The sequence below is a fragment of the Parasphingorhabdus sp. genome (genome assembly GCF_048269865.1).
Lineage (GTDB): Bacteria > Pseudomonadota > Alphaproteobacteria > Sphingomonadales > Sphingomonadaceae > Parasphingorhabdus.
The window spans coordinates 117,341-144,292 of the sequence record NZ_JBLWUA010000010.1; the positions used below are offsets into that span (position 1 = coordinate 117,341).

At 53.8% G+C, this 26,952-nt stretch carries 30 protein-coding genes and 1 tRNA gene; 9 read left to right on the forward strand and 22 right to left on the reverse strand.

Annotated elements, in window-relative coordinates; genetic code table 11:
* The first annotated feature begins 75 nt into the window (after window positions 1-75).
* Window positions 76-276 carry a hypothetical protein gene (locus ACN0WW_RS14130; RefSeq protein ID WP_417613509.1) on the forward strand — a complete coding sequence of 67 codons (201 nt, stop codon included), beginning with the start codon at window positions 76-78 and terminating at the stop codon, window positions 274-276.
* Window positions 277-301: 25 nt separating this feature from the next.
* The gene (locus ACN0WW_RS14135; RefSeq protein ID WP_417613510.1) at window positions 302-928 is read left to right on the forward strand and encodes a DUF6969 family protein; all 627 of its coding nucleotides are present in this window, start codon (window positions 302-304) and stop codon (window positions 926-928) included.
* Here the strand turns inward: ACN0WW_RS14135 and ACN0WW_RS14140 are convergent.
* The 4 genes from ACN0WW_RS14140 to ACN0WW_RS14155 form a co-directional block, all read right to left on the reverse strand.
* On the reverse strand, window positions 925-1,767 hold the full coding sequence (locus ACN0WW_RS14140; protein WP_417613511.1) for a class II aldolase/adducin family protein: 843 nt from the start codon (window positions 1,765-1,767) through the stop codon (window positions 925-927). The genes ACN0WW_RS14135 and ACN0WW_RS14140 overlap by 4 nt on opposite strands.
* 232 nt (window positions 1,768-1,999) lie before the next feature.
* A complete protein-coding gene (locus ACN0WW_RS14145; protein ID WP_417613512.1) occupies window positions 2,000-2,515 on the reverse strand; it encodes a LuxR C-terminal-related transcriptional regulator in 516 nt (171 codons plus the stop codon).
* Window positions 2,516-2,574: 59 nt separating this feature from the next.
* Window positions 2,575-4,464, reverse strand: coding sequence for a CHASE domain-containing protein (locus ACN0WW_RS14150; protein WP_417613513.1), 1,890 nt, complete (start codon window positions 4,462-4,464; stop codon window positions 2,575-2,577).
* Window positions 4,461-4,859: a response regulator gene (locus ACN0WW_RS14155; RefSeq protein WP_417613514.1), complete on the reverse strand. Its 399-nt coding sequence runs from the start codon at window positions 4,857-4,859 to the stop codon at window positions 4,461-4,463. The genes ACN0WW_RS14150 and ACN0WW_RS14155 overlap by 4 nt, the downstream gene beginning before the upstream one ends.
* A gap of 423 nt (window positions 4,860-5,282) precedes the next feature.
* Between ACN0WW_RS14155 and ACN0WW_RS14160 the strand changes: the two genes are divergently transcribed.
* On the forward strand, window positions 5,283-6,083 hold the full coding sequence (locus tag ACN0WW_RS14160; RefSeq protein ID WP_417613515.1) for a response regulator: 801 nt from the start codon (window positions 5,283-5,285) through the stop codon (window positions 6,081-6,083).
* A gap of 49 nt (window positions 6,084-6,132) precedes the next feature.
* On the opposite strand, the gene ACN0WW_RS14165 is transcribed toward ACN0WW_RS14160, so the two are convergent.
* The 3 genes from ACN0WW_RS14165 to cysD are packed head-to-tail and all read right to left on the reverse strand — an operon-like array spanning window position 6,133 to window position 9,724.
* On the reverse strand, window positions 6,133-6,864 hold the full coding sequence (locus ACN0WW_RS14165; RefSeq protein WP_417613516.1) for a 3'(2'),5'-bisphosphate nucleotidase CysQ: 732 nt from the start codon (window positions 6,862-6,864) through the stop codon (window positions 6,133-6,135).
* Window positions 6,865-6,872: 8 nt separating this feature from the next.
* Window positions 6,873-8,798: a sulfate adenylyltransferase subunit CysN gene (gene cysN / locus ACN0WW_RS14170; protein ID WP_417613517.1), complete on the reverse strand. Its 1,926-nt coding sequence runs from the start codon at window positions 8,796-8,798 to the stop codon at window positions 6,873-6,875.
* Entirely contained in the window at window positions 8,798-9,724 is a 927-nt protein-coding gene (cysD, locus tag ACN0WW_RS14175) for a sulfate adenylyltransferase subunit CysD (protein WP_417613580.1), read from the reverse strand. Before cysD ends, cysN begins: the two co-directional genes overlap by 1 nt.
* Window positions 9,725-9,776: 52 nt before the next feature.
* Here cysD and ACN0WW_RS14180 point away from each other — a divergent pair, with 52 nt between their 5' ends.
* Window positions 9,777-10,895, forward strand: a complete 1,119-nt coding sequence (locus tag ACN0WW_RS14180; protein ID WP_417613585.1) for a helix-turn-helix transcriptional regulator — start codon at window positions 9,777-9,779, stop codon at window positions 10,893-10,895.
* 82 nt (window positions 10,896-10,977) lie between these two features.
* On the opposite strand, the gene ACN0WW_RS14185 is transcribed toward ACN0WW_RS14180, so the two are convergent.
* From ACN0WW_RS14185 to ACN0WW_RS14205, 5 genes are all read right to left on the reverse strand, one after another.
* A tRNA-Arg gene (locus ACN0WW_RS14185) sits at window positions 10,978-11,054 on the reverse strand.
* A 44-nt stretch (window positions 11,055-11,098) separates the two neighbouring features.
* The gene (locus ACN0WW_RS14190) at window positions 11,099-11,593 is read right to left on the reverse strand and encodes a DUF1178 family protein (RefSeq protein ID WP_417613518.1); all 495 of its coding nucleotides are present in this window, start codon (window positions 11,591-11,593) and stop codon (window positions 11,099-11,101) included.
* A complete protein-coding gene (locus ACN0WW_RS14195; protein WP_417613519.1) occupies window positions 11,590-12,423 on the reverse strand; it encodes a carbon-nitrogen hydrolase family protein in 834 nt (277 codons plus the stop codon). The genes ACN0WW_RS14190 and ACN0WW_RS14195 overlap by 4 nt, the downstream gene beginning before the upstream one ends.
* Window positions 12,424-12,429: 6 nt before the next feature.
* On the reverse strand, window positions 12,430-12,687 hold the full coding sequence (gene grxC, locus ACN0WW_RS14200; RefSeq protein WP_417613520.1) for a glutaredoxin 3: 258 nt from the start codon (window positions 12,685-12,687) through the stop codon (window positions 12,430-12,432).
* Window positions 12,688-12,765: 78 nt separating this feature from the next.
* On the reverse strand, window positions 12,766-13,503 hold the full coding sequence (locus ACN0WW_RS14205) for a ComF family protein (protein ID WP_417613521.1): 738 nt from the start codon (window positions 13,501-13,503) through the stop codon (window positions 12,766-12,768).
* Between the two features lie 40 nt (window positions 13,504-13,543).
* On the opposite strand from ACN0WW_RS14205, the gene ACN0WW_RS14210 reads away from it, so the two are divergent.
* Window positions 13,544-14,422: a methyltransferase domain-containing protein gene (locus ACN0WW_RS14210; RefSeq protein ID WP_417613522.1), complete on the forward strand. Its 879-nt coding sequence runs from the start codon at window positions 13,544-13,546 to the stop codon at window positions 14,420-14,422.
* On the opposite strand, the gene ACN0WW_RS14215 is transcribed toward ACN0WW_RS14210, so the two are convergent.
* Window positions 14,419-14,841, reverse strand: coding sequence for a (deoxy)nucleoside triphosphate pyrophosphohydrolase (locus tag ACN0WW_RS14215; RefSeq protein ID WP_417613523.1), 423 nt, complete (start codon window positions 14,839-14,841; stop codon window positions 14,419-14,421). The genes ACN0WW_RS14210 and ACN0WW_RS14215 overlap by 4 nt on opposite strands.
* Window positions 14,842-14,933: 92 nt before the next feature.
* Between ACN0WW_RS14215 and ACN0WW_RS14220 the strand changes: the two genes are divergently transcribed.
* Together ACN0WW_RS14220 and ACN0WW_RS14225 are read left to right on the forward strand one after the other, a co-directional pair.
* On the forward strand, window positions 14,934-15,107 hold the full coding sequence (locus tag ACN0WW_RS14220) for a Flp family type IVb pilin (RefSeq protein WP_417613524.1): 174 nt from the start codon (window positions 14,934-14,936) through the stop codon (window positions 15,105-15,107).
* Window positions 15,108-15,222: 115 nt separating this feature from the next.
* Window positions 15,223-15,387, forward strand: a complete 165-nt coding sequence (locus ACN0WW_RS14225; RefSeq protein WP_089131894.1) for a Flp family type IVb pilin — start codon at window positions 15,223-15,225, stop codon at window positions 15,385-15,387.
* A gap of 61 nt (window positions 15,388-15,448) precedes the next feature.
* On the opposite strand, the gene ACN0WW_RS14230 is transcribed toward ACN0WW_RS14225, so the two are convergent.
* The 5 genes from ACN0WW_RS14230 to ACN0WW_RS14250 form a co-directional block, all read right to left on the reverse strand.
* A complete protein-coding gene (locus tag ACN0WW_RS14230) occupies window positions 15,449-16,927 on the reverse strand; it encodes a M48 family metalloprotease (RefSeq protein ID WP_417613581.1) in 1,479 nt (492 codons plus the stop codon).
* Between the two features lie 133 nt (window positions 16,928-17,060).
* Window positions 17,061-18,008, reverse strand: a complete 948-nt coding sequence (locus ACN0WW_RS14235) for an acetyl-CoA carboxylase carboxyltransferase subunit alpha (protein ID WP_417613525.1) — start codon at window positions 18,006-18,008, stop codon at window positions 17,061-17,063.
* A gap of 31 nt (window positions 18,009-18,039) precedes the next feature.
* Window positions 18,040-18,936, reverse strand: a complete 897-nt coding sequence (locus ACN0WW_RS14240) for a tyrosine recombinase (protein ID WP_417613526.1) — start codon at window positions 18,934-18,936, stop codon at window positions 18,040-18,042.
* Between the two features lie 39 nt (window positions 18,937-18,975).
* The gene (locus ACN0WW_RS14245; RefSeq protein ID WP_417613527.1) at window positions 18,976-20,280 is read right to left on the reverse strand and encodes a hypothetical protein; all 1,305 of its coding nucleotides are present in this window, start codon (window positions 20,278-20,280) and stop codon (window positions 18,976-18,978) included.
* A 556-nt stretch (window positions 20,281-20,836) separates the two neighbouring features.
* Window positions 20,837-20,971, reverse strand: coding sequence for a hypothetical protein (locus ACN0WW_RS14250; protein ID WP_417613528.1), 135 nt, complete (start codon window positions 20,969-20,971; stop codon window positions 20,837-20,839).
* 92 nt (window positions 20,972-21,063) lie between these two features.
* On the opposite strand from ACN0WW_RS14250, the gene ACN0WW_RS14255 reads away from it, so the two are divergent.
* Window positions 21,064-21,639: a shikimate kinase gene (locus ACN0WW_RS14255; protein ID WP_417613529.1), complete on the forward strand. Its 576-nt coding sequence runs from the start codon at window positions 21,064-21,066 to the stop codon at window positions 21,637-21,639.
* A complete protein-coding gene (gene aroB, locus ACN0WW_RS14260) occupies window positions 21,636-22,736 on the forward strand; it encodes a 3-dehydroquinate synthase (RefSeq protein ID WP_417613530.1) in 1,101 nt (366 codons plus the stop codon). Before ACN0WW_RS14255 ends, aroB begins: the two co-directional genes overlap by 4 nt.
* A 27-nt stretch (window positions 22,737-22,763) precedes the next feature.
* On the opposite strand, the gene ACN0WW_RS14265 is transcribed toward aroB, so the two are convergent.
* The 4 genes from ACN0WW_RS14265 to radA are packed head-to-tail and all read right to left on the reverse strand — an operon-like array spanning window position 22,764 to window position 26,860.
* Window positions 22,764-24,524: a monovalent cation:proton antiporter-2 (CPA2) family protein gene (locus ACN0WW_RS14265; RefSeq protein ID WP_417613531.1), complete on the reverse strand. Its 1,761-nt coding sequence runs from the start codon at window positions 24,522-24,524 to the stop codon at window positions 22,764-22,766.
* A 3-nt stretch (window positions 24,525-24,527) separates the two neighbouring features.
* The gene (locus ACN0WW_RS14270; protein ID WP_417613532.1) at window positions 24,528-24,968 is read right to left on the reverse strand and encodes an iron-sulfur cluster assembly scaffold protein; all 441 of its coding nucleotides are present in this window, start codon (window positions 24,966-24,968) and stop codon (window positions 24,528-24,530) included.
* The gene (locus ACN0WW_RS14275) at window positions 24,965-25,486 is read right to left on the reverse strand and encodes a CvpA family protein (protein WP_417613533.1); all 522 of its coding nucleotides are present in this window, start codon (window positions 25,484-25,486) and stop codon (window positions 24,965-24,967) included. The genes ACN0WW_RS14270 and ACN0WW_RS14275 overlap by 4 nt, the downstream gene beginning before the upstream one ends.
* 9 nt (window positions 25,487-25,495) lie before the next feature.
* On the reverse strand, window positions 25,496-26,860 hold the full coding sequence (gene radA / locus ACN0WW_RS14280; RefSeq protein WP_417613534.1) for a DNA repair protein RadA: 1,365 nt from the start codon (window positions 26,858-26,860) through the stop codon (window positions 25,496-25,498).
* Window positions 26,861-26,952: the final 92 nt, after the last annotated feature.

Sequence of the window (26,952 nt, forward strand, 5' to 3'; positions counted from 1 at the left end):
ATCCAAAGGGGATAATTTAAATGACTACCGAAACCAACTTCCGCAAAATGCTCGCTGTAGCTGGCGGCCTTGCTCTTGCTGTTCCTGCTCTTTCTGCATGCGCAGAACAGGCTGACGATGCCGCAGTTGTTGCTGATGACACAGCTGAAGAAGCGTCGGATGCTGCTGAATGCGCTGCATGTGCTGCTGACACCGCCGCTTGTGCCGCTGAATGCGCTGCTGAAGAAGCAACCTGCGCAGCTGAAGATGCAACCTGCGCGGCTGCTGAAGAAGTAACCGAGTAAGCCTAGCTTATTTAGCATTGAAAAATGCACTAGAAAGGCTGTTTGAGCTTACAAGCCAGATAGCTAGAGAGGGCGTCTCGCTAGTACCCAGAGTGGTGCCGGCAGACGCCCCTTTCGTTCAATATCAGCATTACCCCAAAGGGGATTGCATCGCGCCGGGCAACAAGTCGCGCTGGTTTTATCATGCGCACAAGCCCGAGGAGCGTGATGAAGGCGAACATGGCCATTTCCACATGTTTCTGCCGCTCGCCATGTTCGATGGTGTGGAGCCTTATTACCAGCCTCCTGCAAAATTACCCAATGGCAAAAAGACCCAGGGAGTCGTCCATTTCGGCGCGCTCAGCTTCGGCCTCGATGGCATGCCGATCGGCTGGTTCACGACCAATTATTGGGTCACCTACGAATATATGATGCCGGCCGAGGCGATCGCTTCGCAATTGCGCCATTTTGACATGTCCGGTGCTCCCGGCGACCCGCTGGTCAATGATTGGTTGACCGCCGCCGTCCAGCATTTCCATGATCCGATTATCGAAATGGTACGGCAGCGCGACCAGTTGCTGATGGAAAAGAAACAGGAACTGGGATCAGCGGTCTTTGAGAACAAGAAAGTAGAGCTCCTCTCGCGACAACCGTTTGATCTTTAATGATCAAATCCCGGGTTGGTGCGCTGTAACTTCCGCATCAGTCCAGGCCAGATCAGATTATCCCCCAGCCCTTTCTGAAACGCGGCAGAAGATTGCTGGTGCACCCGATGCCCCATGTCTGCGTTTTCTTCATGAAGATGCTCTTCGCTTCCGACCGACTGCGCCAGAATCTGGGTCTTGCAGGCATTTTCGAGAATATACATCCGCAGAAACGCGATCGCGCAATTTTGCCCGAGGGTTAGCGTCCCATGATTGCGCAGGATCAGCAGGCTCTTCTCGCCGAGGTCGTTGATCAAACGATTGCGTTCATCCAGGTCAAGCGCGATGCCTTCATAATCATGATAGGCGAGATCATCATGGATCTGCATCGCAAATTGCGTGTAACGCCGCAATCCGGCCTTCTGCACAGAAACAGCAATGCCATAAGGTGTGTGAACGTGGATTACACAACCCGCATCCTCACGAGCGCTGTGCACGGCACTGTGAATGGTGAATCCTGCAGGATTGATGAAATAGGCTGTGTCCTGCTTGATATTGCCATCAAGATCGATCTTGACCAACGCGGATGCTGTCATTTCATCGAACAACACCCCATAAGGATTAATCAGAAACCGCTCCTCGCCGTCTTCGTCGGGCAGCCGCGCGGAAATATGGGTGAACACCAAATCGGTCCATGCGTGCATGGCGCAAAGGCGGTAGGTAGCAGCAAGATCACAGCGTATTTGCCACTCCGCATCCGATACCTTGTTTTGCAAACTTTCGATATCATGCGGATCAGGTATCGAAAAACCTGGTCCAACGCCCATTGCGGCGTCGTCAGTTTGAAGCGCTGTCGCCATGATTATATCCTCTGCCTAGTTTTTATCTTTGAAGTAATTTGCCATGACTGGCCGCCGTGCGCAACCAATCTATAGTGACCTCAAATAGCGTTCTGGCCTGGTGCCCTGGCCCGGCGATGGAATGATGCAACCGGCTCTTTCCGCGATGATTCCGGCAACTAAAATTGCAAGCAATAGCGCTAAGACCAATGAAATGGGGAGTTCCGCTCAAATCATGAGACGGCGCTTCTGGTCAACCGGTCAACAACCCGGAAACAGACTGTGATACTGACAATCCGATCAAAGCAATAGCCAATGTCCCGATCGTCAAAACGACAATGATCGCGATTTTCTTGGCAGTGCTCCAGCGCCCTTCGGCATCCACCACGGACATTGGCGGCCCGGCCAAATCATGCTCGACATCAAAATCATAAGCGATCGAAAGCTCATCGAGCATGGAACCAGGTGATCGATAATCCTGAGGCCCTCCCGAAGCCAACGTGCCATTGAGAGGAGGAGCCGCCGCGTCACATGGGAGCCGGTGATCGGCGACGGGCGCGCGGCGGGCAACGGCCACGCACTGCACGACCGCAGCCTTGGAAATATTGAGAATCTCCGCGATCTCGTCTGAAGATTTCCCTATTTCCACAAGACGCAAACATTCTCGTTGTGTTGCCGATAAATGCGCCGCGCGCGGTGGCTTTGAATGGTCCAAGGTTTCGTCCTGTTTATCAAGCTCGTCTCTATCGTCCCAAATTGCGGAAAGCAATCAAGCCAGGGGCTGGGAACTGGCCTTCAGTCCGGATTTCCAGGCCATATAGGCGCAATTTATGCGGACAATGTGGCCGAATTCTTGGAAGCGTCCTGTGTCAGGGTTCCCACCGGGACTTCCAACGTGAATTTTGCCCCTTGACCGAGTTCGCTATCCAATCGGATCGACCCACCCATCAACTCGATCAGCTGTTTGCATATCGTCAGGCCCAATCCGCTGCCCCCATGCTTTCTTGCCGTCGAGCCATCCTCCTGAACAAAGGGTTCAAAAATGGCCGCCTGTCGGTCGGGAGCAACTCCGACACCAGTATCTTCTATGGTGATGCTCAAGATGGATTGATGCCGGCCCACTTGATCGGTCTGGGCCGCGGCATTGAATTTTGCAGCTATCGCGATATGCCCGGCGTCGGTAAATTTTATAGCATTCGCCAGGAGGTTCATTATTATCTGACGCAGCCGGAATCCGTCCACTTTCAGCCATTGTGGCAGACGGTCATCAACTTCGACCAGAATCTTAAGGTTTTTTTCCTCAGCATTGGGCGAAAACATCTTTACGCAGTTTTTTAGCAACTGGCGTACATCGAACGGCTCGGGCGTGATGGTCATTGAGCCTGAGTCTACCTTGGAAATATCCAAAATATCGTTGAGCAGTTTCATCATCGCTGAACCGGATTCGGATATCAGCCGGATATATTTCTGTTGGGTTTGGTTCAGCGTCCCATCATCCAGCAACTGGGTAAAACCGATAACCCCGTTCATCGGTGTCCGAATTTCGTGACTCATATTGGCGAGGAATTTGGACTTTGCCCCGGTCGCGGCTTCAGCAACCTCCAGTGCACTGACAATTTCCTTTTCCTTGTCGACGAGTATCTTCGTCTTGTTCTCGACCTCTTGTTTGACATAGGCCTCGCGGCGGGCATGAAACATCACGAGAGTGGCGAAAGCCAAGATTAGAACAAAGCCGCCAATCAAAATGAACTTGGACTCGCTTGTCTGAACACTGTTCTCAAATTCAGGTGTGCTATGCCACGACACAGTCCATTCTTGGCCCATGATCGGCAACACCTTCGTCACCGAAAAAAGGGCGGTTCGAGCATATCCCTTTTTTGCTTCATGTTCGAAAATGAGATTGGAGGCACTTGGTGTATCTCCGTCATAGACTGTGATACCGAAATTTCGGTCCTGGCTCGCTGTAAGGCCCTGCATAAAACGAGGCGCAATGAATGGCGCGTAGATCCAACCCTGGAAAGCGGCGCGGCGATCGGCCACAGAATGCAATGGCTGCCCAAGCTTATAAATGGGCCGAAGCAGAAGAAACCCAGCGCTTTTTTTGTGATCCTGCACAAGAAATATCCGTTTCGTTATCGTCGCTTCGCCGGTATCGCGCGCCGTCTCGGCAGCCGCGCGACGGTTTGCTTCAAATCCGATATCGAGTCCTACTGCCTCGCGATTTTCGGCAATCGGTTCGATGTATAAAATCGGAAGAATTTCGCGCCGCTGGGTTTTCGGGTGCACAACAAAATCGCTAACGCCGCGAGAACCCACATTTTTCAGATATTGGGCCTCTTCTGAACGCAAAACCCGCTCGATATAGCCAATGCCGTTGATGCCGGGCAGCGTTTCATCGATATTCAGAATATCAACAAATGTTCTCCAATCGTCTTTCGTTACTTGATCGGATGACGCAAACAACCCTGCCCCGCTGTCCAACGATTGGCGGTAAGATTCTATCCTGTAATTGAGCGCTTGTTCGTTGTCCTTTGCAAGGGTTTCAAACGCCGCAAGATTGCGCTCGTACGTCTGTGTTTGCGTCACTTTCCAGAAAAAGATTGTAACCCCGAGCAGGATGATAGTGCCCAAGAGCAAAGTGAGTCCGGCGGTAATATCCAGCGGAAAGAGCTGATTATTCTGAAGAGCTCGCCCGGCGCGTTTCAAAACAGATTTCATCGGCGCGCATCAACTTTTTCCACGGCCTCACGCGAATCCAACAATGATACTATCCGATCGACCAGGTCTTGCGGTAAAAATGGCTTTGTCATGTAGTCAGACGCTCCACCCCGAAAAGCTTCCGACATGGCCTTTTGCCCGGTTATGCTCGTTAGGATCAGGACCGGAATATTTGCAGTTCTCTCCTCCCGCTTAAGCACTGGAAGGACCTCCGGACCCCGCAATCCAGGCATACGGTTGTCCAGAATAATCAGATCCGGCCGAACGCGAAGGGCAGCGGACAAAACGCTATATCCATTGTCAACGACAGTAACATCGTGACCACATGACTTGAGCTTGTGATAAACTAGATCACCCAACAGCGCGTCATCATCTGCAAACAGAATAGTGGCCAATTTCAGTTCCTTTACAACCAGGTTTCAGGCCGAACTCAGCCCGAAATAATCAGACACAAGGATGGTTGCTCAGCAGATCCTCACCATGTCCAAAAACATCTTTTGACCTACCACAAAGAAATTAATCAATATTTTCACATCTGAAATATAAATAGCTCTCCTCTTCGGGAGATCGGTATGGACTCATGAAAGTGGCATTTCACAGTTTTTGATTGAAGCGGAGCAGCAACATGTTCTCCGTATCGACAAGAACCATGAAAGAGAGGCTTTTGAATTGCTGACAAGGATGCGGAAGGGGTTCAAACCTACGAATTGTGGATGGTTTATTGAAGTCCGCGATCACCATCTGTTATTCTCGGCAAAAGTGGCGTTACGGTTTACAAGAATATTCAGTTGGATAGAGCCAACACGAAAGGCAAGAGCATGGAAAAAAATCAGGACATCAACGGCGCGACCGAAAAAGGCCGCCCCAAAACCGATTTAGATGCTTCCAATTCTTCCACTGCCAAAGCCCGTCTATTATTAGTCGAAGATCACGATGTGAATCAAATTTTGATCCAGGCTATGACAAAGAGACTGGGATATGAAACCGAGCTGGCTGAGGACGGCACCGAAGCTGTCGCCAAAGTCACCCAGTCAATATCCGACAACAATCCGTTTGATCTCGTACTTATGGACATCCAGATGCCTTTGATGGACGGATACGAAGCCACTAGGGTCATTCGGGCCAATGGCGTATCAGCTGACACTCTGCCAATAATTGCAATAACAGCCAATGCATTCGCTGATGATATTCGCAATTGTCTGGAAGCTGGGATGCAGGCTCACATATCCAAGCCGGTTGATATCTCGAACCTCGAAGCTGCTTTGCAGGAATGGCTTCCGCCAAAGAAAACAGATAGCGCCAGCCCCGCTACGAAAGCAGCGCAGGATGATCTTTCCGAAGATTTGGTCACACGCTATGCCCAGCGAAAAGAAGAGACTGTCCGCAGTTTTGAGGCTTTTGTAAATAGAGGCACTTTCTCCGATCGCGAAATCATCGAAATTCGAGAGGAACTGCATAAGCTGGCGGGAACTGCCGCGATGTTTGGTGACCCGGCACTGGGCGATCAAGCCAGGTTGATCGAGGACGGATTGAAACTTTGGGCCATAGCCGAGCGACCTCAAAAATTGGCAACTGCACTGACCAATCTTATTGAAGCAGCGAACATTAACGAGCACTAATCAGCGACAAGGGGCGCCGCTTTATTGCGGTTCCGGCCGTTATTTGGATCTAATTGTCCAACGCTCTAAACACAGCTTCGGCCCATTCTTTCCTGCATATGAGCAGATCGGGCACATAAGTTTCTTGCTGATTATAGACCAGTGGCGATCCGTCGATCCGCGAACAGTGCAAGCCATAAGCGGATGCAACCGCTACGGGCGCGCAGCTATCCCATTCATACTGGCCACCGGAATGGAGATATATTTCTGCGTCCCCCTGCACCACAGCCATCGCCTTGGCCCCTGCGGAACCCATTGGTAACAAATCGCCCCCCAGTCGCTCTGCAACCGACAATGCTTCGGATGCCGGGCGGGTACGACTCACAACCAGGCGTGGTCGACCTTCATGGGTAGGAAAAGACTGAATTTCATCACTCCGCAGTACAACGCCGCCATCAAGGCCGGGCAATGCAACTGCTCCAACAGACGCAATGCCATCAACCGCCAGGGCAACATGCACCGCCCAATCCGATCGCATTTCACCAAATTCACGCGTGCCATCGACCGGATCAATGATCCAGACACGCGATTTATCCAGCCTGTCTTCCGTATCTTTGCTCTCTTCAGACAGAAGTCCGTCGTCCGGTCGCTGATGGCGAAGTGCGTGGATCAGAAATTCGTTGGCGGTTTGATCCCCTACCTTGCCCAGTGATTTGCCATCAAAGAGTTCAATATCCCGCACCGTAACCAATATCCGGCCGGCTATTTCAGCAAGATGAGCGGCAAGTTCTGCGTCTGTCATAGCTTTACTCATTTCAGTGGCATGATTTGGCGGACGATATATTCGGCGGCTTCAGCGGGCGTCATCTCCACCGTATTGACCCGAATTTCGGGACTCTCTGGTGACTCATAGGGACTGTCGATACCAGTGAAGTTCTTCAGCTTTCCACTCCGCGCTTTCTTGTAAAGCCCTTTCACGTCCCTCTCTTCTGCCACCTCCAGCGGCGTATCGACAAAAATCTCGATAAACTCTCCGTCAGGCAGCATCTCGCGAACCATTTTGCGTTCGGCGCGGAACGGGCTGATGAAAGCCGTCAGGACGATCAGCCCCGCGTCGGTCATCAATTTGGCGACTTCACCAACCCGGCGAATATTCTCGATACGGTCTGCCTCGGTGAAGCCAAGATCTTTATTGAGTCCATGTCGCACGTTGTCACCATCCAGCAGGAAGGTATGACGATTCATCAGATTCAAGCTTTTCTCAACCTCATTGGCGATGGTCGACTTTCCGGAACCCGAAAGCCCCGTAAACCACAGGACGCGCGGTGTCTGGTTCTTGAGCAAAGCATGCTCTTCCCGCGTTATTGTCGTTGGCTGCCAATGAACATTGTCGGCCCGGCGCAGGCTGAAATGCAGCATGCCGGCAGCGACCGTCGCATTGGTGATCTTGTCGATGAGGATGAAACCACCAAGTTCAGCGCTCTTTGTATAGGGTTCGAACACTATTGGCTTGTCGGTATGAACCTCGGCAACACCGATCGCGTTCAGTTCCAATGTCTTGGCAGCGAGATGCTCCATCGTATTCACATTGATCTCATATTTCGGCTCTTGCACCGAAGCACTGACGGTCTGCGTAGCCAGTTTAAGCCAATAGCCGCGGCCCGGCTTCAGGGCTTCCTCACTCATCCAGACGATGGTGGCTTCAAATTGGTCTGACACTTCAGGCGGATCGTCTGCGGCTGCAATGACATCGCCCCGGGAACAATCGATCTCATCATCGAGCGTGAGCGTTACGGACTGCCCAGCGACAGCTTCGTCCTGATCACCATCCATCGTGACGATAGTTTTGACGATACTGGTTTTACCGGAGGGAACGACCCGCACCGGATCCCCGGCTTTGATGGACCCGCTAGAAACCAGCCCGGAAAAACCTCGAAAATCGAGATTGGGTCGATTGACCCATTGCACTGGCATGCGGAACGCATTTTCCTGCGCCGCCGTAGCGGCGATCTCGATATTTTCCAGATGATGGACCAGCGAGGGCCCTTTGTACCACGGCGTATGTATGGAAGGTGCGGCCGTGATATTGTCGCCCTTGAAACCGGAAATCGGAATCGCCGTAAAAGTCTCGATGCCAATTTCTTCGGCAAACTCAGCATATTCTTTGACAATTGCATCAAAGCTTTGCTGGTTGAAATCAATCAAATCCATCTTGTTCACAGCCAGAATCAGATGTTTGATCCCGAGTAGATGAGCCAGATAGGAATGGCGCCTCGTCTGCACCAAAATACCCTTGCGAGCGTCGACCAGAATGACGGCCGCATCGGCAGTCGAAGCGCCGGTGACCATATTGCGCGTATATTGTTCGTGGCCCGGCGTATCGGCGACGATGAACTTGCGTTTTTCGGTCGCGAAGAAACGATAAGCAACATCAATTGTAATGCCCTGCTCACGCTCCGCGGCGAGACCATCCACCAACAGCGCAAAATCAATTTCCTGCCCTTGCGTGCCCGACTTCTTGCTGTCGGCTTCCAGAGCCGCCAGCTGGTCTTCAAAAATCATCTTGCTGTCGTAAAGCAAACGACCAATCAATGTGCTTTTGCCGTCATCAACGCTGCCACATGTAATGAAGCGGAGCAGCTCCTTGTTCTGATGCTGAGCGAGATACTCTTCAATATCCTCGGCAATCAGCGCTTCGGTCTGATAAATTGGTTCTTCACCGGCATGCTCGCGCATCAGAAATATCCTTCCTGCTTCTTTTTTTCCATGCCCGCACCGCCTTCATCCTTGTCGATAATGCGCCCCTGCCGTTCACTGGTGGTGGTTAGGAGCATTTCCTGCACAACTTCCGGCAGAGTCGACGCGGCGCTCTCCACTGCCCCTGTCAGAGGAAAACAGCCCAATGTCCGAAAACGCACCGAGCGTGTCACTATTTCCGGCTTATAACCCATCACCTGTTCGAGCCGCTCCATATCATCGGCCATGAATAGGCCCCCTTCGTAAATGTACGTCGGACGCGGCGCAGCAAAGTAGAGGGGCACGATCTCGATGTTTTCGGCCATAATATATTGCCAGATATCAAGCTCGGTCCAGTTGCTGATCGGGAACACCCGAATGCTTTCGCCCTTGGCCTTCTTGGCATTATAGAGATTCCACAATTCGGGTCGCTGCTTCTTCGGATCCCATCCATGGCTGGCGGTACGGAAAGAAAAAATCCGTTCTTTCGCCCGACTTTTTTCTTCGTCGCGCCTTGCGCCACCGAACGCTACGTCAAAACCATACAGATCAAGTGCCTGTTTCAGCCCCTCGGTCTTCCACATATCTGTATGCAGCGAACCGTGGTCGAAAGGATTGATCCCACGCTCCTTTGCTTCTGCATTCTGATGCACAATCAGCTCCATTCCCGCATCTTGCGCAGCCTTTTCCCGCAAGTCGTACATGTCCTTGAATTTCCAGGTCGTATCGACATGCAGCAGCGGGAATGGCGGGGAAGCGGGGTAAAAAGCCTTTTTGGCGAGATGGAGTAACACGGCGCTATCTTTGCCAACGCTGTACATCATGACCGGCTTTCGCGCATCGGCCATGACTTCACGCATGATATGGATTGCTTCGGCTTCAAGCCGCTCTAAATGCGTCAACACACGGGTCATTGCTGTTCCAATCTTGCTCTTTCTGTCGGCTAATAACCGATTCCCACTCGTATGTAGTTCCCAAATGGGATATGAATTTGCAATGTCGGTTATTTTGAGTGAAGAGCATGATCTGATCGCGGCATTGCACCGCGGCACACTCGGCGCGCCGCCGTGGCAAGACTTTCTGGAGCAGTTGCGGCGCAGAACGGCTGCGGATTGTGCTGGCCTCTTTTTCCAGGGCGAGCATGACTGGCTACAATCGATCCGGATTCCGGCGAGCGTCGATGGCTCCGATGAGGGTAATGACCTATATCGGCGGAATTATGAAAGCGCATCACAGCTGCCCCATATGGCGATGCGTCTGAACCGGGTCTATTCTCTGGACGAACTTGCCGATGCCAAAGATCCCGGCCAAAACCGCTTCAAAGCTCTATTCATGCAAGATGCTGACATCCGCTTTGCACGGAATATGAGAGTTGCCGAGCCAAATGGAGGGCAAATCTGGATTTCTCTCGGGCGCAAGGCCAGCGATTTTTCCGCGAGCGATGGAGCCTTGCTCGGCGCGTTGGCGAATCATCTGTCGATTGCGGCGGGAACCCATGCTGAGCTCGAAAGGCAGCGTCTGAAAGCCGGCATTTCAGCGGATGCGATCATGCGCCTCAATTTCGGCTGGTTCATGCTCGATGCCGGTGGGCGGATCATCGACATGAGCGAGCAAGCCGAAGCTATTGTCCTCGAGGGACAAACCCTGCGCAAATCACCGGATGGGAGGCTGATCGCCGAAAATACCGATGCACAAGCTGTCATGCGCAAATTTCTGCAGCGTAGACAGGCCGGCGAAAGCTTGGCGCGGACCATCCACCTATCCGATGAGCCTTGGCTGGATATGCTACTCACCAATCCACCGACAGATTTGCCAGGCACCCTCAAGCCGCTAGGGGTCGCTTTTATACACGGTGAACGGTCCAATAGCATCGAACGCAGCCAGCATGTGGCCAATCTGTTTGGACTTACGTTGCAGGAAGCGCGCCTTGCCCTGCATATCAGCCGAGGGGTAACAATCAAGGAAGCTGCCAGCCTGCTCGGCCTGACCTACGAGACCGCCCGACTTTACTCAAAACGAATTTACACCAAGACCGGAACCAAAGGGCAAGCAGACCTGGTTCGGCTGATCTTGGCCAGTATCGTGGCATTGACGTAAACGCCGACTGGCAATCGAAAGCCCCCGATCAATGGCCAGCAGATTTGAACGAAATAACGCGTTTCGGACATCGCAGGGATTTTGGTGCGCCCGACAGGATTCGAACCTGTGGCCCCCAGATTAGGAATCTGATGCTCTATCCGACTGAGCTACGGGCGCGATATGGTCGTGGGTTTAGCCGGATCAGCAAGCCCATGCCACAATCAATTTTTGGATTTCGGCGGCAGAACCGGAATCGGTAGGGGAAGCGCTGAGATTCCCTCTTCTGCCAGGTCTGCAACTTCGTCCTTTGACGCCGTTCCGTGAATAGGTTTTTCGTCAGCATCACCATAGTGCATGTCTCTTGCCCGCTTGGCAAATTTATCGCCCACCCATTCTGAATCGGCGAGGAATTGCTCTTGCATCTTTGCCAATTTCCCGATCATTTCCTGATAATGGGCGGGAACTGCTGTCTTGCTACTGATAGACTGTGCGGCTTTGGCATCCGGCTGGCTGACATCTTGATCGACCGCGACAGGTTCCTGATTTCCCTTACGACCCAAATTTGGCGCCATGGCCGCTTTGGCGATATTTTTGCTGCCGCAAACCGGACATTGTACCAAACCATCCGCTTTTTGTTCTGCATAGTCTGCCGAGGATCCGAACCAGCCTTCAAAGGCATGATGCTGATCCTCACATATCAAGTCGAAAACGATCATGATCTACTCTCTGGCTCTCGGAAGTTTTTTCTATTGGCGACTGCTGGAACCCGCGAACGCACTTCCTCCACTTTTGTCAAATCCAGATCGCAGAGACCAAGCCCGGTACCATCACCCATGTCGAGCAAAATTTGCCCCCAGGGATCAGCCACCATGGAGTGGCCATAGGTGGAACGACCGTCCTCATGCTCCCCACATTGCGCTGCTGCGACGACATATGCGCCAGCCTCAATCGCCCGCGCGCGTAATAATATTTCCCAGTGAGCTTTGCCCGTCGGAACGGTAAATGCTGCCGGAACGGACAAAATATTGGCACCCGCATTGGTCAGAGCTTCATAAAGCCTTGAAAAGCGCAGATCATAGCAAATCGACAAACCGAGGGTTGCCGCCGAAACCGGCGCGATAACAGCCTGATCCCCACCAGCATATGCAGCGGATTCCCTTGTCGTTTCATTCGCGCTCAGATTAACGTCGAACAGGTGAATTTTGTCATAGCGAGCGACAATCTCGCCACCGGGGTTGATCAAATAGGAACGGTTCAGCCATTTCTGATCCGGGCGCTGTGATATTCTGATCGCGAGGGACCCAAGCTGCACCCAAATTCCGTGCTTTCGCGCTTCTGTTCGGGCTGCTGACAGGACGATATCATCCGATTCACCGCGGATTGCGTGCGCCGCGCGAGAACGGTCACGATCCAGCAATCCAGTCATCTCCGGCGTAAAGATGATCTCGGCGCCGCCAGCCGCCGCGTCGGCGATCAGCGACCGAAGTTGCACGGCATTCTCCTCAGGGGCAATACCACTGCACATCTGGGCAAGCGCGATTTTCAAACCAGATCAGCCCGCGAGAAGTTGGTCGAGCTCACCGGACTGTTCGAGAGCCGCAAGATCATCCGATCCACCAACATGGCGGTCATCGATAAATATTTGCGGCACGGTGGTGCGACCACCAGACCGCTGGATCATTTCTTCGCGCTTGCTGCCTCCCATCGAGATATCTGTCTCTTCAAAATCGACGTTTTTGCTTTCGAGCAAGGCTTTGGCGCGGAAGCAGAAGCCGCAGGTAAACTTTGTATATATTTCAACTTTGGGCATAATTGGCTCTTTCTACCATCCTATTACAAATGGACTGCCAGCATAAGAAATTCAAGCCATCGCTGGCCGGACAGCAAATTAGCTTGCCTCAAGGTCTTTGATGACCCTAGCCCAACAGAATACGAATATATTCAGGGCCCCCGCTTTCTTCAGCAGCCGCGCGCAAGCATTACTGGTTGAACCGCTCGTATAGACATCGTCCACGAGCAAAACAGACTTTCCTGCCAGTTGTTTGTCGGCTTCGGTGCTGAGCTTAAATGCAGACGCTACAATTTTTGTACGCTGTGCGCTGTTCATACCTCTCAGTGGCGGCGTAATTTTGCAGCGGGAGATCAGGTTGTAATTCATTTCGATACCGGTCCCCCTCGCCAGTTCTCTGCCGATCAGTACCGACTGATTGAATCCGCGAGTCCAAAGACGCGATCTGTGTAACGGCACCGGTATAATGATTGCATTGTCGGGAAAGTCACATGCGAATTTTTGTAAATGCTTCGCAATCAGCTTTGCCAGGCCCAAGCGCGTGCCATATTTCAATCTCATCGCAATAAGAGAACTGGAATCATCGTAACGCACCACGGCCCGGACCCCATCGTGAATTGGTCGATCGACCAGACATTTGCCACACAGACTGTCATCTGCGCGTTCGAACGAGAACGGCAGTCCGCAAGCCGCGCACCATGGCCGCGCCAGGAAATCCAGTTTTTGCCAACAAGCCAGACAGAAACGGTTGTCGGTCTCAACCGACGCACCGCATATGGCGCATCTGGAGGGCAGAGCGTAGTCTACTATCGATTGCATCACCGTGGCCAACGACATTTGATCTTTTCTTCCAGCCGCTCTAAAGGCGCAAGACCCTATGACCGATACAGTCAATGTTCCTGAAGTTTTTAGCCGCCGGCGAAGACGCATTGTCCGGGACAGGGCTTATGCGCGTACAGCAGGCAACGATTTTTTCTCGCAGATCATGGCGGAAGAAATTTTAGACCGGCTCGATGACGTCAAGCGCACCTTTCAGCGAGCGCTCATTATCGGATTGCCCGCAAATAGGCTCAGAACAGAGCTCGAAGCACGCGGAATGACCGTTATTTTAGCAGATTCTAGCTTGCGGTTGATCGATGCACTGGGAGGCGTCGTCTGCGATGATGACCGCTTGCCGTTCGCTGATCACAGCTTTGATCTGATCATCAACATTGGATCACTGGATACAATCAATGACCTACCAGGGGCACTGGTATTGATCCGCAGAATATTGGTTCCGGACGGACTAATGCTGGCCGGCTTGATAAGCGCTGATAGCTTTCCATCGCTGAAATCGATGATTATGAAGGCCGAGGAAGACCTTGTTTCTGCGCATATTCATCCGAATATCGACGTCCGGACAGCGGGCGACCTGGTGGCTCGCGCGGGACTGAGGCTGCCAGTCGCCGATAGCGACCATTTGAGCCTTTCCTATTCAGAACTGGAGCGATTGATCGCCGACATAAGAGATATGGGAGGAAGCAATATCCTGGCCAGCGGCCAAAAATCGCTTCGCCGGACGGTCTATCGCAACATGCAGTCTTTATTCCACGCTGCAGCAGGCACCGACGGCAGATTCCGAGAAAGCGTCAATATATTGTATCTTTGCGCCTGGGCTCCTCATCCAGATCAACCGAAACCAGCGCGCCGCGGAAGCGGGAACGTGTCTCTTTCTAAAGCGCTTGCAGGCTCAGATAAGACAGACCCAAAAAGTTAGCCGCGACTGCCGATAAAATTCGACAGCTTATCAACCAATGGACCATCGGCGGGAGGCATTGGCAGGCTCCGGATTGCCTCGATCGGCAACCATTGCAGATCCAGAGAGTCCGCACTCTGAACTTGTCCTGCCCATTGTCGGCACAAATATAGAAGAAGAACCAAATGGCGGTCCTCCAACGCCTCGCTGGCAAATGCAACGGCCTCAATGTCTCGTTGGTCCACTTCAATAGCCAACTCTTCATTTAATTCCCGCACGAGGCCTTCTTCGGGCGTTTCGCCCTTTTCGACTTTTCCACCAGGGAACTCCCACAGGCCAGCCATCGGCTTCCCGGCGGGTCTCTTCTGGACCAGAATTCTGCTGTTCTTGTCGATCAGCGCTGCGGCTACAACGAAAAGATATGTCGGATTTTTTGCCATTTCTTTATGCGCTGTAAGGATTTTATTAATCACTTTCTGTGAAACCGGTTCTGTTCATGACTTAGCAGAACTTTACTCGTGTTGAGAGAGATATGATAAAATTTCTGAAAAAATTATATCTTTCTGACGAGGGTGCGACAGCCGTTGAATATGGTTTGATTTTAGCTCTCATCGCTTTGACAGCGATTGTCGCTATCGACCGCGTTGCGAATCAAACCGTCGGCATGTGGAATGACGTAGCCAACGAGGTAACAGAAGTCTCGTAATTCTCGGCTTTGCGCTTAAATCTTTAGTAAGGTTTCTCGTCTAGATCATTGAATATTGAGTTCGAACAGAATTCAATTTGGGTAAGTGGAATATGTCAAATCTAGGAGACCAGACATGAAATTCGTACGTAAAATGTTCAAGAATGAAGAAGGCGCAACCGCCATCGAATACGGCCTGATCGCTGCATTGATCGCTGTTGCAGCAATCGTTGCAATGGGCCAACTGGGCAACACCCTCAGCAACACGTTCAGCGAAGTCGATAACTCGATGGCAGGTTAATCTTCGGATTACAAAAAAAGAACGGCAGCTTTCGGGCTGCCGTTTTTTTTGCCCGAATGGATCAGAAGGTTATGATTTTGACCTTCTGCCCTGCCCGCAACACATCATTCGCGTTCAACCGGTTCAGTACCAGGAACCGGTCTTGCTGGTAACTGGTGTAGGCCATACGGGATGACAGACTGGAGATAGTATCACCACTTTTTACGGTCACGACATCTACCTTACGTGGTTTGATGGAAGCCGCCTGTGAGGCCGACAGTCTGGACATGCTTTGATACATCGGAGAGAACACTGCAGCGCTGCCTGCCGGAGCGATGGCAGCAAAATGAAAAGCACTGCTCTTCGAAAATTCGTAGGCGAACACCGTTACATCCACCGGGCCATTATTGCTGTCGACCCTCGCAATGGCGTAAAAGGCAGGCAAACCATTGACCGTCGTTCTTTGTATACCACCATGGGAAATTGTTTTTCCTTCGCCCGCAACCCGTTTGAAAGCAGCATCGATATATGCTGTCATATCACCTTTATAGGGGGCAGTCGTAAACTGCGCTTGGCCGGACGATCCGGCGATAGACACCGCCCGGGCACCATTTTGCATGGAAAACCCGTTCGGAACCGTAAATTTCACCCTTAGATCAGGGTGGAGAAAGCTGTTGCCCTCGATAACCCCCTGTTTGGGATCATCTCCGTATAGGATACCGTCCAAGCTCTGCAAAAACTGATCGCGGTTGCGGATCCCGCCGACTTTAGCCAGCTTGCTGGCGTTTTTAGCAGCACGCGATACTCTACGTGCAGGATCAGGATGGGTGCTTGCCCATTCCGGCGCACTCCGAGCGTCTCGGCCAGCCAGTCTAGCATCAATCGCGGATTGCGAAGCCAAAGAATACAGCATTGTTGAAAGTGCTTGGGGGTCATAGCCGGCAGACGCAAGATAACGAATACCGAGATCATCCGCCTCATATTCCTGCTTGCGCGAATATTTGAGGGTTAGCAGTTGACTACCGGTACCAAAAACTTGCTGCCCGAGCCGACCTATAGCCGAGTCACCCAGCAAAACTTGGGAACCGATTTGTCCCAATATACCCAAAATGCTGTTCCGCGTCGCAGCTTTTTGCCGTTTTTCACTATGCCTTGCGGCTACATGGCCGACTTCATGGCCCAACACGCCGGCCATTTCTGCTTCATCATTCATCAGCGCCATCAATTGGCGGGTGAGATAAACATAACCTCCCGGGATCGCAAACGCGTTGTTCACTGGACTATTCAATAACGTAACCGTAAAATCACTCCGGGCATTGCCAAGACCGGATTGCACTGCAATATTTTGTCCGACTCTTACTACATAACCGACTTGCGGCCCGGTATAAGCACCACCAAATTCCTCAAGCAATTGAGGATGAGCTTCGGCGCCTTTCCGCTTTTCAGCGGCCGAAATCGACCGTGCCTCGCCGGATTGACTGCCAGCAGAAGCAACCGCTCCAGCCCCTGCACCACTGCCTGTGCAGGCAACTAAACCTACGACTCCCACAGCGCCGATCATTTTTTTCGAAATATGTTTCATATCAAGCTCCTCTTGGTGGCACTGTATAGGAACCGATCAATCAGCAAAGGGTTCCGCGTGTAAAATCACGTTACACCCGCCGGAGCCAGTGCGGAGCTTGTCTTTTGTGGTGTTAAAGCGCCCCCATTTGCAGGAATTTGTCACGGCGCAGACGTCTTAGCTCTTCGCGGTCATAAGCTTCGAGTTCCACAAACTCTTCCTCAATCGCGTGACTCAGCGCTGCAATGGCCAATCCCGGATCGCGGTGCGCACCACCGACCGGTTCTTCAATGATCCGATCGATAACACCCAGTTTTTTGAGATTTTGAGCGGTGATTTGCATCGCATCAGCCGCCACGTCTGCCTTGTCTCCAGTACGCCAAAGAATGGAAGCACAGCCTTCCGGAGAAATGACCGAATATACAGCATGTTCAAACATCAGCACCCGCTCTGCTGCTGCCAATGCAACCGCGCCTCCGGACCCGCCCTCGCCGACGATAATCGCGACCATCGGAACGCCAAGAGAAAGGCATTTTTCGGTAGAGCGGGCGATCGCTTCCGCCTGGCCCCGTTCCTCTGCGGACACACCCGGGAAAGCACCTGAGGTGTCCACCAAGGTCAAGACCGGAAGCGAAAATCGATCAGCCAGATCCATGAGGCGTATGGATTTACGGTAACCTTCGGGTTTGCCCATCCCGAAATTGTGCCGCAATCGACTTTCCGTATCATCCCCCTTTTCATGGCCAATGACAACCAATCGACGGTTGCCAATCCTCGCGAAGCCGCCAATTATTGCCTGATCATCAGCAAAATTTCGATCACCGCCCAAGGGTATGAACTCATCAAACAGGCCAGCGGTAAAATCCTTGAAATGCGGTCTTTCCGGATGACGCGCTACTTGTGTCTTCTGCCACGGGGTCAGCTTGCCATAGGTTTCCGACAACATTTTGGCTGATTTAACCTGGAGCTTCTCAATTTCGGCCTGAATATCGAGCGCCCCTTCATCCGCCGTATCGCTCAGTTCGAGGATGCGCGATTCGAGCGCCGCGATTGGTTTTTCAAAATCGAGATAAGATGTCATAAAAAGGAATTAGGACCGGACAGGCTAAAGGTCAACGCGCGAGATTTCGTTGGCCCAAAGGATGACGGTTATTGACCAGTTCAACCAGTCGAGCGCTGTCGATATGTGTGTAAATTTGTGTCGTACTGATATCGCTATGACCTAGCAGGGTCTGCAGCGCCCGCAGGTCAGCGCCTCCCTCTAATAGATGCGTGGCAAAGGCATGCCGGAGAACATGCGGACTGATTTTTGCCGGATTAATACCCGCCCGGGAGGCATGCTCCTTGACGATCTGGAACAGCCTTATCCGGCTGATATGGCCCGTCCTCGACGGAAAAAGCCACTTTTCTCGCGGATCCACAAAGTCAGCCCAACGGTGGACCGCGTCGCGAGCCTGATGAGAAATCGGAACCAACCGTTCCTTGTCGCCCTTCCCTTTGATAATCAAATAGGGCTTGTCACGCTTCACCGAAGATCGCTGCAAGCTGACAAGCTCACTCGCTCTTAATCCGGAGCCGTAAAGCAATTCCAATATAGCAGACAACCTGAACACAGTTGGTTTAACGGACTCATTGGTCAATTCCACTTTGATCGACTCAAACAGGGACGAGATTTCGGTGTGGGACAAAGTTTTTGGCAGCGACCTAGCCAGACTTGGCTTCGGAAGCGCATCGGAGGGATCGTTCAGCAGAAAGCCTTCTTCTACGAGGAAGCCAAAAAAGCGCCTGAGACTGGAAGATTTGCGTGCGACGGTGCTGCTTTGCAAGCGGCGCCAATGTGACGGAAGTTTGCGAATAATCTCGCGATCTGCTGTGGCCAATCGGCCGCCGGTGATTGTTGAAGCTTGCTCAAGATCCGTACGATAGGCGGACAAAGTATGCTGAGATGCGCCCGTTTCCGCCAATAGCATCTCCAGAAACCGGTCGATTAGATTTGCATCATTGCTCATGTTTTCTACAAACAGACCTCACGACGGCAGATACAAAGATCACGTCGTTCGCGTCAGTGCTTCCGCTGCGATCATCCGCGCCTCCGCTTCCAGGCCGACCCGTTTCAGGCTCCGCGTAATATGGTAGAGATGCAAAGGCGACATTACCTGCCAACTCCTGCCTTGCATGCCGACAGCGACCAGCAATGCGACTGTTCCCTGTTGACCGCGCCGAGCGGCCGAATCAATCGCTTTCGTCCATCTCGTTGACCGATTCAGGTCTAAACTCAGATCATCTGCAAAGTCGTTGATGGTTTCCTCGTCGGCCCTCCCCAGTCCAGCCAATGCCGCTAAAAGAAATTTACTGCGAAGCTGCCCATTGCTTGCGTCATTGTCGCCAAAATCGTCGAGAGCACTGTAGGAAACGGCGGCATTGGCAGGAGAACCAACAGCCAAAAGCGCCCAGCTGTCACTACCTTCGTCAACAACGTCGGACCATCGGATAGCACTGCGATCAAGGCCCGCAGACATCATCGAAGCGATAAGATCGGCGCTTTGATCGCTCAGCGCATCCGATGGAGGGATTCTAGCGGCAGCGCGAGCGGTCAATATTTTGGCCGAATATTGCATAAGAGAACCGTCAGACCGGTTCCATAAATCACGCATTGCGCCAATACGTGTTTCTGCGGTGTCATCGATATATGCTTGGCGCAACACCGAAGCCTGCGCCTTCCACTCATCATTCGTGTCCGGATCATCATAAGCAGCGGAATATAGATCGACCATCGCTCGACTCGACAGCACACCGAGGGCCGCGGCGACATCTGCCGCTTTCATTCTCGATTCGATTGATAGCATCGGAGCTCGCACCCGCCATCCCTGCACGTGCCTGCCAGCTTTGGCATAGAGCCGATCCGGTGCTTCTACGCCCGTTGCAGCCCCCAAGCCAAAGCGCCAGTTGTTGAAAAACTCGATATCATCCCATCGGATTGAGACCGCTCTCCGACCTTCAAAACCGGCGCCAATCGTCTTTTCCGCCAGCAGATAGTCTATTCCGGTAGCCACCTTGTTCCGTCGCGCTTGTTGAAGCAAACTGGTGGCGCGGCTCTGTTCGCCAGTAAACGATGCACAGATCGGGCGGAACATTATCCAAGTGGGTGCATCACTCACCCGGATGCCCCCGTCAACCAAAGGACATACCCCAGCTGGATCAGCGGTTGCCAAATGGGCCTGCATGGCAACTTCGTACAGTCGAGGCGTATAATTACCGCGATCAACCTTCAATACCAGCGAGCGAGCCGCATCTGCCTCCCCCATCCGCAGCAAGCGCCACGCGCGTTCGGCCACCCAATCGGCTGGATTCACATTATCCGGACTATTGACCTTGCTGAACAAAGTGCGGCGAAGCAGAATCGAACCCCAACGAGATAGGATAGGACCATTGAGGTTCCTGATCAGAGCGGTCAGATATTGTCCGCCCTCCTTTCCAAAAGCATCTCTTGGAAGGCCATTATACTGTGGAGTCAAAACGCCAATTTCTGCCAGAGACCTTCGTTCTCCAGGAGACAATTCATATTTGGGCTGGAAGGTATCATCCAGCGCATCCAGATCTACTTCTGCGCGGTCCTCTGTCAGAGAAGGAAGATTCAGATCCGATTCCGGAACGGTCTGATCCGATACTGTTCGATCAGAAGACTCATTTGTCGACGGCGCCGTCGGACGGGCGGGTACGGGGCCTGGCGCCGGCGTAGGCGTTGGTGCGGGCCTTGGCGCTGGGGCTGGGGCTGGGGCGGCAGCATTGTCACCAAAGCCAGGAGGCAATAGGGATTCAGGCGAGCTCTGCCCCAGGACCGGAATCGCCACAAAAAGCGCAGTCAAGCTAACCGCAGCTAAAGAAATATGCCTGACGCGCATTTGCATCTTACTGCAGGTCGTCACCAATGACCGGCTTTTCCACCTGTTTCAGACGCTGCTCGACATCCATCGAAGCCAGAAAAAAGGCCGCACCGATCAAAAGTGCGACGAACAAAACTATAAAAACCAACTGACGCGGCATGGATGTTACTCAATCTTTCAAACTGTTAAAAACCAGCATAGCCAGCATTGGAATTTGCACCCTTAGCCAACCGATGTATAGCCTTTGCCCCAATGGACAAAAACATAAAAGCCTCTTTTGACGATTCAGGCGGAAATTCCGGTGAAAAGCCGGATTTTGCGCAAGATCAGTCGATTGTTCTGGTCGGATTGATGGGCGTAGGGAAAACCACAGTGGGTAGACGCTTGGCAAAACGGCTTGGTCGCGACTTTGTCGACGCGGACGAAGAAATCGAGCGGGCCGCCGGGCTTTCGGTCGAAGAGATTTTCAGCCGTTTCGGCGAAGACTATTTCCGGGATGGGGAAAGACGTGTGATAGCACGGCTGCTGGAGAACGATGGACAGGTCATAGCCACCGGTGGCGGCGCCTTCATGAACGAGGAAACGCGAGCGCTGATCCTTGAGAAAGCAATTTCTATATGGCTGGATGCCGACCTGAAGACGCTTGTCAAACGGGTCTCTCGCCGGAACACTAGGCCTCTGCTGAAATCGGGTGACCCTGCAAAGATATTGGCGGATTTGGCAGCTGTTAGAAATCCTGTCTACGCTACCGCGCATATTCATGTCACGGGCAATGACTCGCCCCATGAAATGACCGTTGAAAAGATTATTGAGGCATTACAGAATTGACCCAGATTACAGTCGAACTAGGCGACCGAAGCTATCCTATAGTGGTAGAGCCGGCTGCGCTTGAGCAGGCGGCACACTATCTCAAGGAATTTGCTGCCAATCAGCGCCTTTTTGTGCTGACCGACGACCATGTCGGAGCACATCTGCTGCCGCAATTGCAGCAAGCCTTTTCTGGAAACGCGATCGAGCTTGTCGTGAAAAGCCTGCCCGCAGGCGAAGCCAGCAAAAGCTGGGACCAGCTGGAAATGGTGACGGACTGGCTGCTCGCGGAAGGTGCCGAGCGTTCCGATACATTGGTCGCGCTGGGCGGCGGCGTGATCGGGGATCTCACCGGTTTTGCGGCGGCCATAGTCAAGCGTGGCTGCAACTTCGTCCAGATACCAACGAGCCTGTTGGCCCAGGTCGACAGCAGCGTTGGCGGCAAGACCGCGATCAACAGCTCCGTTGGCAAGAATCTGATCGGCAGTTTCAACCAGCCCCGTTTCGTGCTGATTGATCCCCTCGTCCTCAACAGCCTGCCTGATCGGGAATTGCGGGCCGGCTATGCCGAAGTCGTAAAATATGGTCTGATCAACAACGCCGATTTCTTTGCCTGGTGCGAGGCCAATAGCGAGCAGCTTTTACGCCGCGATCCGAAAGCGCTCAGCGAAGCGATTGTCCATAGCGTACGCGCAAAGGCCCTGATCGTCGGCGAAGATGAGAAGGAGCTTAGCGGCCGCCGCGCCCTGCTCAATCTCGGTCATACCTTCGGGCACGCTCTGGAGGCCGAGACTGGCTTCTCGGACCGGCTTGTCCACGGGGAAGCCGTCGCCGCCGGCATGGCTCTGGCCTTTAGATATTCGGTCCGCCGCGGACATTGCGATCCGGCGGATGCAGAGCGGGTGGCGGTTCATCTGAAAAAAGCTGGCCTACCCTATGATCTATCCAGCGCATCGGTTGCGGCATCCGGACAACGGCTGGTCGAGCATATGATGCACGACAAGAAAATGAGCGGCGGCACCCTGCCCTTCCTGCTAGCCAACGGCATCGGCCAGACATTTCTCGCCAAGGACGTAGATCTGGAAGATGTCGCGGCATTTCTGGACGAGTCTAACTAACACCCACCGGCCGTTCGAAGGCCATGACTACTTGCCGGAATTATTTTCAAACCTCAGTTCCGCACCGGCCAGCATGTCCCCTCCGGACTTCATCTGCGCTTCCAGCCGGTCGCAATCACGTTGCCGGAATTCTTCATCGACCTCGTCGATCAGGGCGCTATCCAGATCAATCGCGAACATCGTCTGCCGAGCGAGATGGATCGCTGATTCAAACATTTCACGTTTCATCCCGACGATACCGATCCCCTTGAGCGCGATCAGCTGGCGTCGGTCATATACCCTCACGAAAATCTTTGTTTCAGGAAATGACTGGACAATCGCGCGGGCCTGGTCCGGACCGAAGTCCGGATCATCCATGCAGAAAACGATCGCGTCGGCTTGATGCGCTCCGGCTCGGCGCAACAGATCGACACGAGTGCCGTCACCATAAAATACTTTGGCCCCGAATTGCTGGTGAACATCAATCTGTTCTGGCTTGATGTCAATCAGCGTCAGCGGGATTTTTGCCGCCATCAGCACTTGCGATACGGTCTGGCCAAAGCGCCCCTGGCCGACCACAATGACCGATGCCCGGTCGGCGTTCTCAGGGTCATCCAGTTTAGCAGACGATTTTCTCGGCTTGTTACTAAACCGACCGGCCAGCAGCATCAGGAAAGGCGTGCTCGCCATCGACAAGGTGATAATGGCGCTGAACAGGCTACTTGCAGCTGGCTCGATCAGCAGCGCCTTTTCCGCCTCGGCAAAAAGCACAAAGCCAAATTCCCCACCCTGGCTGAGCAGCATGCCCATCGCCAAAGCCGGATTGGTTTCCATGCCGAACAGCTTGCCCAAGCCAAAGATGATTGCGATTTTGACCGCGACCAAAGCAATAGCTGCACCGATTACGAAACCAGGATTTTCGATAATCACATTGAGGTCGAGCATCATACCGACCGCGAGGAAGAAGAAGCCAAGCAACAGAGACCGAAACGGATCGATATCGGCCTCCAGTTCATGGCGATAGGGCGAGTTAGCCAGCATCACTCCGGCGATGAACGCGCCTAATGCAGGCGACAGACCGATTAATTCCATCAGTGCCGCACCGCCAAATATCGCGACCAGACCGGCGACAATGAACAGTTCCCGCTCGGCTATTCTGCCAATCACCTTGAGCAGCGGCTGCAGGAGATATCTGCCGATGGCGATAAGGCCACCAATGGCGAGGACGGCATATACGGCGGTCAGCCAGCCAGGGTCACCGCCAACATCTTCCGGCGCTCTCGACAGCGCTGCGATGATGGTCAGCAGCGGGATGATCGACAGGTCCTGGAACAGCAGGATCGAGAAGGCTTTTTCACCGGTCGGTGTGTTGAGTCGTCCGGACGATTGCAGCATCGGCAAGACCTGTGCCGTCGAGGATAGCGCCAGCGGCAGGCCAATCGCGATCGAAGCCGCGAGCGTGAAGCTGGTTGTCGCCATGATCAGCAACACTAGCGCGATGCCGCAAAGCACGACCTGGCTCAATCCAAGACCAAAGATCGCCTGGCGCAAGCGCATCAGCCGGGCGGGCGCAAGTTCCAGTCCGACGATGAACAGCAGCAAGATTATGCCTATCTCGGAAAATTCCAAGATGGTGCCGGCATTGCTGATCAACTGGAAGCCCTGCGGACCGATCAGGACGCCGGCAATCAGATAGCCAAGTACGGCGCCGATACCGAACCGCCGGAACACCAGCACCATTACCAGCGCTGCGCCGAGCATGACAAAACCGCCCAACAGCAGATCGGCCATATGGGTCCCGGTTTCCATCGGTCAGGCCGCCTGTTGCTTGGCGGCGGCATCTGCCAGTGCCGCGATCACCGTATCATAGGGCAGCAATATCGCCGCATGACGGCCCTGATGTTCCCGGGCAGCGGTCAGCTTATCCATATCCGGCCATGTTCCGGGAGAGCCAGCCTGCCCTGTCAGAAATGCGGCGAGACCGGCTCTTGTGCTTTCGATCTCCGCGCCGGATTTTCCAATCGCCTGCGCCCCCAATATCGCCGCCGAAGCCTGGCCCAGCGCGCAGGCGCTGATTTCCAGCCCCAGGTACTGAATCGTTCCACCCTCCGCAAGCGCGACGTCTGCGGCAACCTTGCTGCCGCAGGTCCGGGAGCGCAGTTCCGCGGTGCCATCGGGATGGTCGAGTCTTTGCTGATGCGGGATCGACACCGCGAGGCGCAAAATCTCGCGTGTATAGAGGGCCCCGCTCATTCGTCCGAGCCCGGCTCTTCGGTCAATTTTCGCTGTTCCTGAACAAAGTCGACCATGGCTTTTCCACTCGCGTTGAGAAGGGGGTAGGTGCGGGATTCCCCGAGCCATTCCGGCCGCGGTTCGTCCGCACCATAGATGGTATCATAGACCAGAACCACAAGTAGGTAGAGCAAGGTTGCGCCTATCAGACCCTTGACCATGCCAAAGCCAAAGCCGAGCACGCGATCAATCGGCCCCAGGACAGATTTACGCGAGCGCGCGCCGATCGAGCGAGCGATCCAGCGGCCGACCGCATAGGTGACAATGACGATCGACGCGAACGCCAGCACCGAAGCGCCGCTCTCACTGCCCACCGGACCGATCAGTCGATCCGTTATCGGCGTATGCAGCGCCCTTACGCCGAGTACGACCAAAATCCAGGCCATCAGGGCCAAGGCTTCCTGAACAAATCCCCGCAGGAAGCCCAGAACCGCGGCCCCGCCCATCAAAATCAGTACAAAAATATCGAGACCGGTCATGGCGCCTAGCTAGTCACGGTCGAGCATATGGTCAACGAGATTGGCGAGTTTGGCAAATTGCAGCTGTTTCATGCTGCCGCCGGTTTTTTCGCCGGATGCCGGCAGCAGCGCACTACTGAAACCGAGCTTGGATGCTTCCTTCAGGCGCAGCGGGGTACGCGAAACCGGCCGTATCTCCCCGGACAGCGCGATTTCGCCAAAGATCACGGCATCGCTGGGCATCGGGCGTTCGGCATGGGCCGAAATCAGCGCGGCTGCTACCGCCAGATCGGCAGCGGGATCGGTCAGTCGATAGCCCCCGGCGACGTTGAGATAGACTTCCGCCCCGGAGAAGCTCAGCCCACAGCGTGCCTCCAGCACCGCAAGAATCATAGCTAGCCGGGCGCTGTCCCAACCGACCACAGAACGGCGCGGGGTCGCCCCGCTCGCCAATCTTACGGTCAGCGCCTGAATCTCGACCAGAACCGGCCTTGTGCCTTCCAGCGCGGGGAATACGGTGGCCCCGGTGACTTCCTCGCTGCGGTCGGTCAGGAACAGGGCGGAGGGATTGGACACTTCGGCCAGCCCTGCTTCCTCCATCGCAAAGACCCCGATTTCGTCGGTGCCGCCGAAACGATTCTTGATCGCGCGGAGAATACGATATTGGTGGCTGCGTTCACCCTCGAAGCTCATCACCGTGTCGACCATATGTTCGAGCACCCGCGGCCCGGCGATATTGCCGTCCTTGGTGACATGGCCGACCAGCATCACCATCGTGCCATGTTCCTTGGCGAATTTGATGATCTCCTGCGCCGATGCCCGCACCTGGCTGACCGTCCCGGGCGCCCCTTCGATAAGATCGCTGTGCATGGTCTGGATCGAATCGATCACCACAAAATCCGGGGCATCGCGGCCCAGAGTCGTCAAAATGTCGCGGACCGAGGTCGCCGAAGCCAGTTTTACCGGTGCCTTGCCCAATCCCAGTCGCCGCGCCCTGAGCCGGACCTGATCCGCCGCTTCCTCCCCCGAGATATAGGCCACTGACAGACCCGCCTCCGCCAGCCGCGCCGAAACCTGCAAGAGCAGAGTCGATTTGCCGATGCCCGGATCGCCGCCCATCAGGGTGGCCGACCCGGCGACCAGTCCACCGCCCACGGCGCGGTCAAATTCGGCAAGGCCGGTCTTTTTCCGTTCGGGCAGCGCAATTTCGCTGTCCAGCCCGACCAGACGCACCTCGCGGCCCCCGCTCTGCAGATTATGCTTGGATGCGAAGACGGTCTCGCCCGCTTCCTCGACCAGCGTGTTCCATTCGCCGCAGTCCGCGCACTGCCCTTCCCAGCGATGCGCGATCGAGCCGCAATTCTGACAGACATATTTTCTTTTCGGTTTGGCCATGGAATTTATCTAACAGAACAAATGCGGAACGCCAGCGATTTTGCGTCGGAAATTAGAACAGGGTCACATCCCCTCGGGTAGAAAGTACTATC

Bases quoted from the DNA above. Each gene is read 5' to 3' on its own strand.
- ACN0WW_RS14250 (WP_417613528.1), bottom strand. From the start codon at position 20,971: ATGCCGCGTCAGTTGGTTTTTATAGTTTTGTTCGTCGCACTTTTGATC.
- ACN0WW_RS14275 (WP_417613533.1), bottom strand. From the start codon at position 25,486: ATGACCGGTCTCGATATTTTTGTACTGATTTTGATGGGCGGGGCCGCG.
- ACN0WW_RS14230 (WP_417613581.1), bottom strand. From the start codon at position 16,927: ATGATCGGCGCTGTGGGAGTCGTAGGTTTAGTTGCCTGCACAGGCAGT.
- ACN0WW_RS14220 (WP_417613524.1), top strand. From the start codon at position 14,934: ATGATAAAATTTCTGAAAAAATTATATCTTTCTGACGAGGGTGCGACA.
- ACN0WW_RS14160 (WP_417613515.1), top strand. From the start codon at position 5,283: ATGGAAAAAAATCAGGACATCAACGGCGCGACCGAAAAAGGCCGCCCC.
- ACN0WW_RS14265 (WP_417613531.1), bottom strand. From the start codon at position 24,524: ATGGAAACCGGGACCCATATGGCCGATCTGCTGTTGGGCGGTTTTGTC.
- ACN0WW_RS14165 (WP_417613516.1), bottom strand. From the start codon at position 6,864: ATGACAGACGCAGAACTTGCCGCTCATCTTGCTGAAATAGCCGGCCGG.
- ACN0WW_RS14180 (WP_417613585.1), top strand. From the start codon at position 9,777: ATGGGATATGAATTTGCAATGTCGGTTATTTTGAGTGAAGAGCATGAT.
- ACN0WW_RS14210 (WP_417613522.1), top strand. From the start codon at position 13,544: ATGACCGATACAGTCAATGTTCCTGAAGTTTTTAGCCGCCGGCGAAGA.
- ACN0WW_RS14215 (WP_417613523.1), bottom strand. From the start codon at position 14,841: ATGGCAAAAAATCCGACATATCTTTTCGTTGTAGCCGCAGCGCTGATC.
- grxC (WP_417613520.1), bottom strand. From the start codon at position 12,687: ATGCCCAAAGTTGAAATATATACAAAGTTTACCTGCGGCTTCTGCTTC.
- radA (WP_417613534.1), bottom strand. From the start codon at position 26,860: ATGGCCAAACCGAAAAGAAAATATGTCTGTCAGAATTGCGGCTCGATC.
- ACN0WW_RS14225 (WP_089131894.1), top strand. From the start codon at position 15,223: ATGAAATTCGTACGTAAAATGTTCAAGAATGAAGAAGGCGCAACCGCC.
- ACN0WW_RS14190 (WP_417613518.1), bottom strand. From the start codon at position 11,593: ATGATCGTTTTCGACTTGATATGTGAGGATCAGCATCATGCCTTTGAA.
- ACN0WW_RS14255 (WP_417613529.1), top strand. From the start codon at position 21,064: ATGGACAAAAACATAAAAGCCTCTTTTGACGATTCAGGCGGAAATTCC.
- ACN0WW_RS14140 (WP_417613511.1), bottom strand. From the start codon at position 1,767: ATGGCGACAGCGCTTCAAACTGACGACGCCGCAATGGGCGTTGGACCA.
- ACN0WW_RS14270 (WP_417613532.1), bottom strand. From the start codon at position 24,968: ATGAGCGGGGCCCTCTATACACGCGAGATTTTGCGCCTCGCGGTGTCG.
- ACN0WW_RS14240 (WP_417613526.1), bottom strand. From the start codon at position 18,936: ATGAGCAATGATGCAAATCTAATCGACCGGTTTCTGGAGATGCTATTG.
- ACN0WW_RS14235 (WP_417613525.1), bottom strand. From the start codon at position 18,008: ATGACATCTTATCTCGATTTTGAAAAACCAATCGCGGCGCTCGAATCG.
- ACN0WW_RS14150 (WP_417613513.1), bottom strand. From the start codon at position 4,464: ATGAAATCTGTTTTGAAACGCGCCGGGCGAGCTCTTCAGAATAATCAG.
- ACN0WW_RS14205 (WP_417613521.1), bottom strand. From the start codon at position 13,503: ATGTCGTTGGCCACGGTGATGCAATCGATAGTAGACTACGCTCTGCCC.
- cysN (WP_417613517.1), bottom strand. From the start codon at position 8,798: ATGCGCGAGCATGCCGGTGAAGAACCAATTTATCAGACCGAAGCGCTG.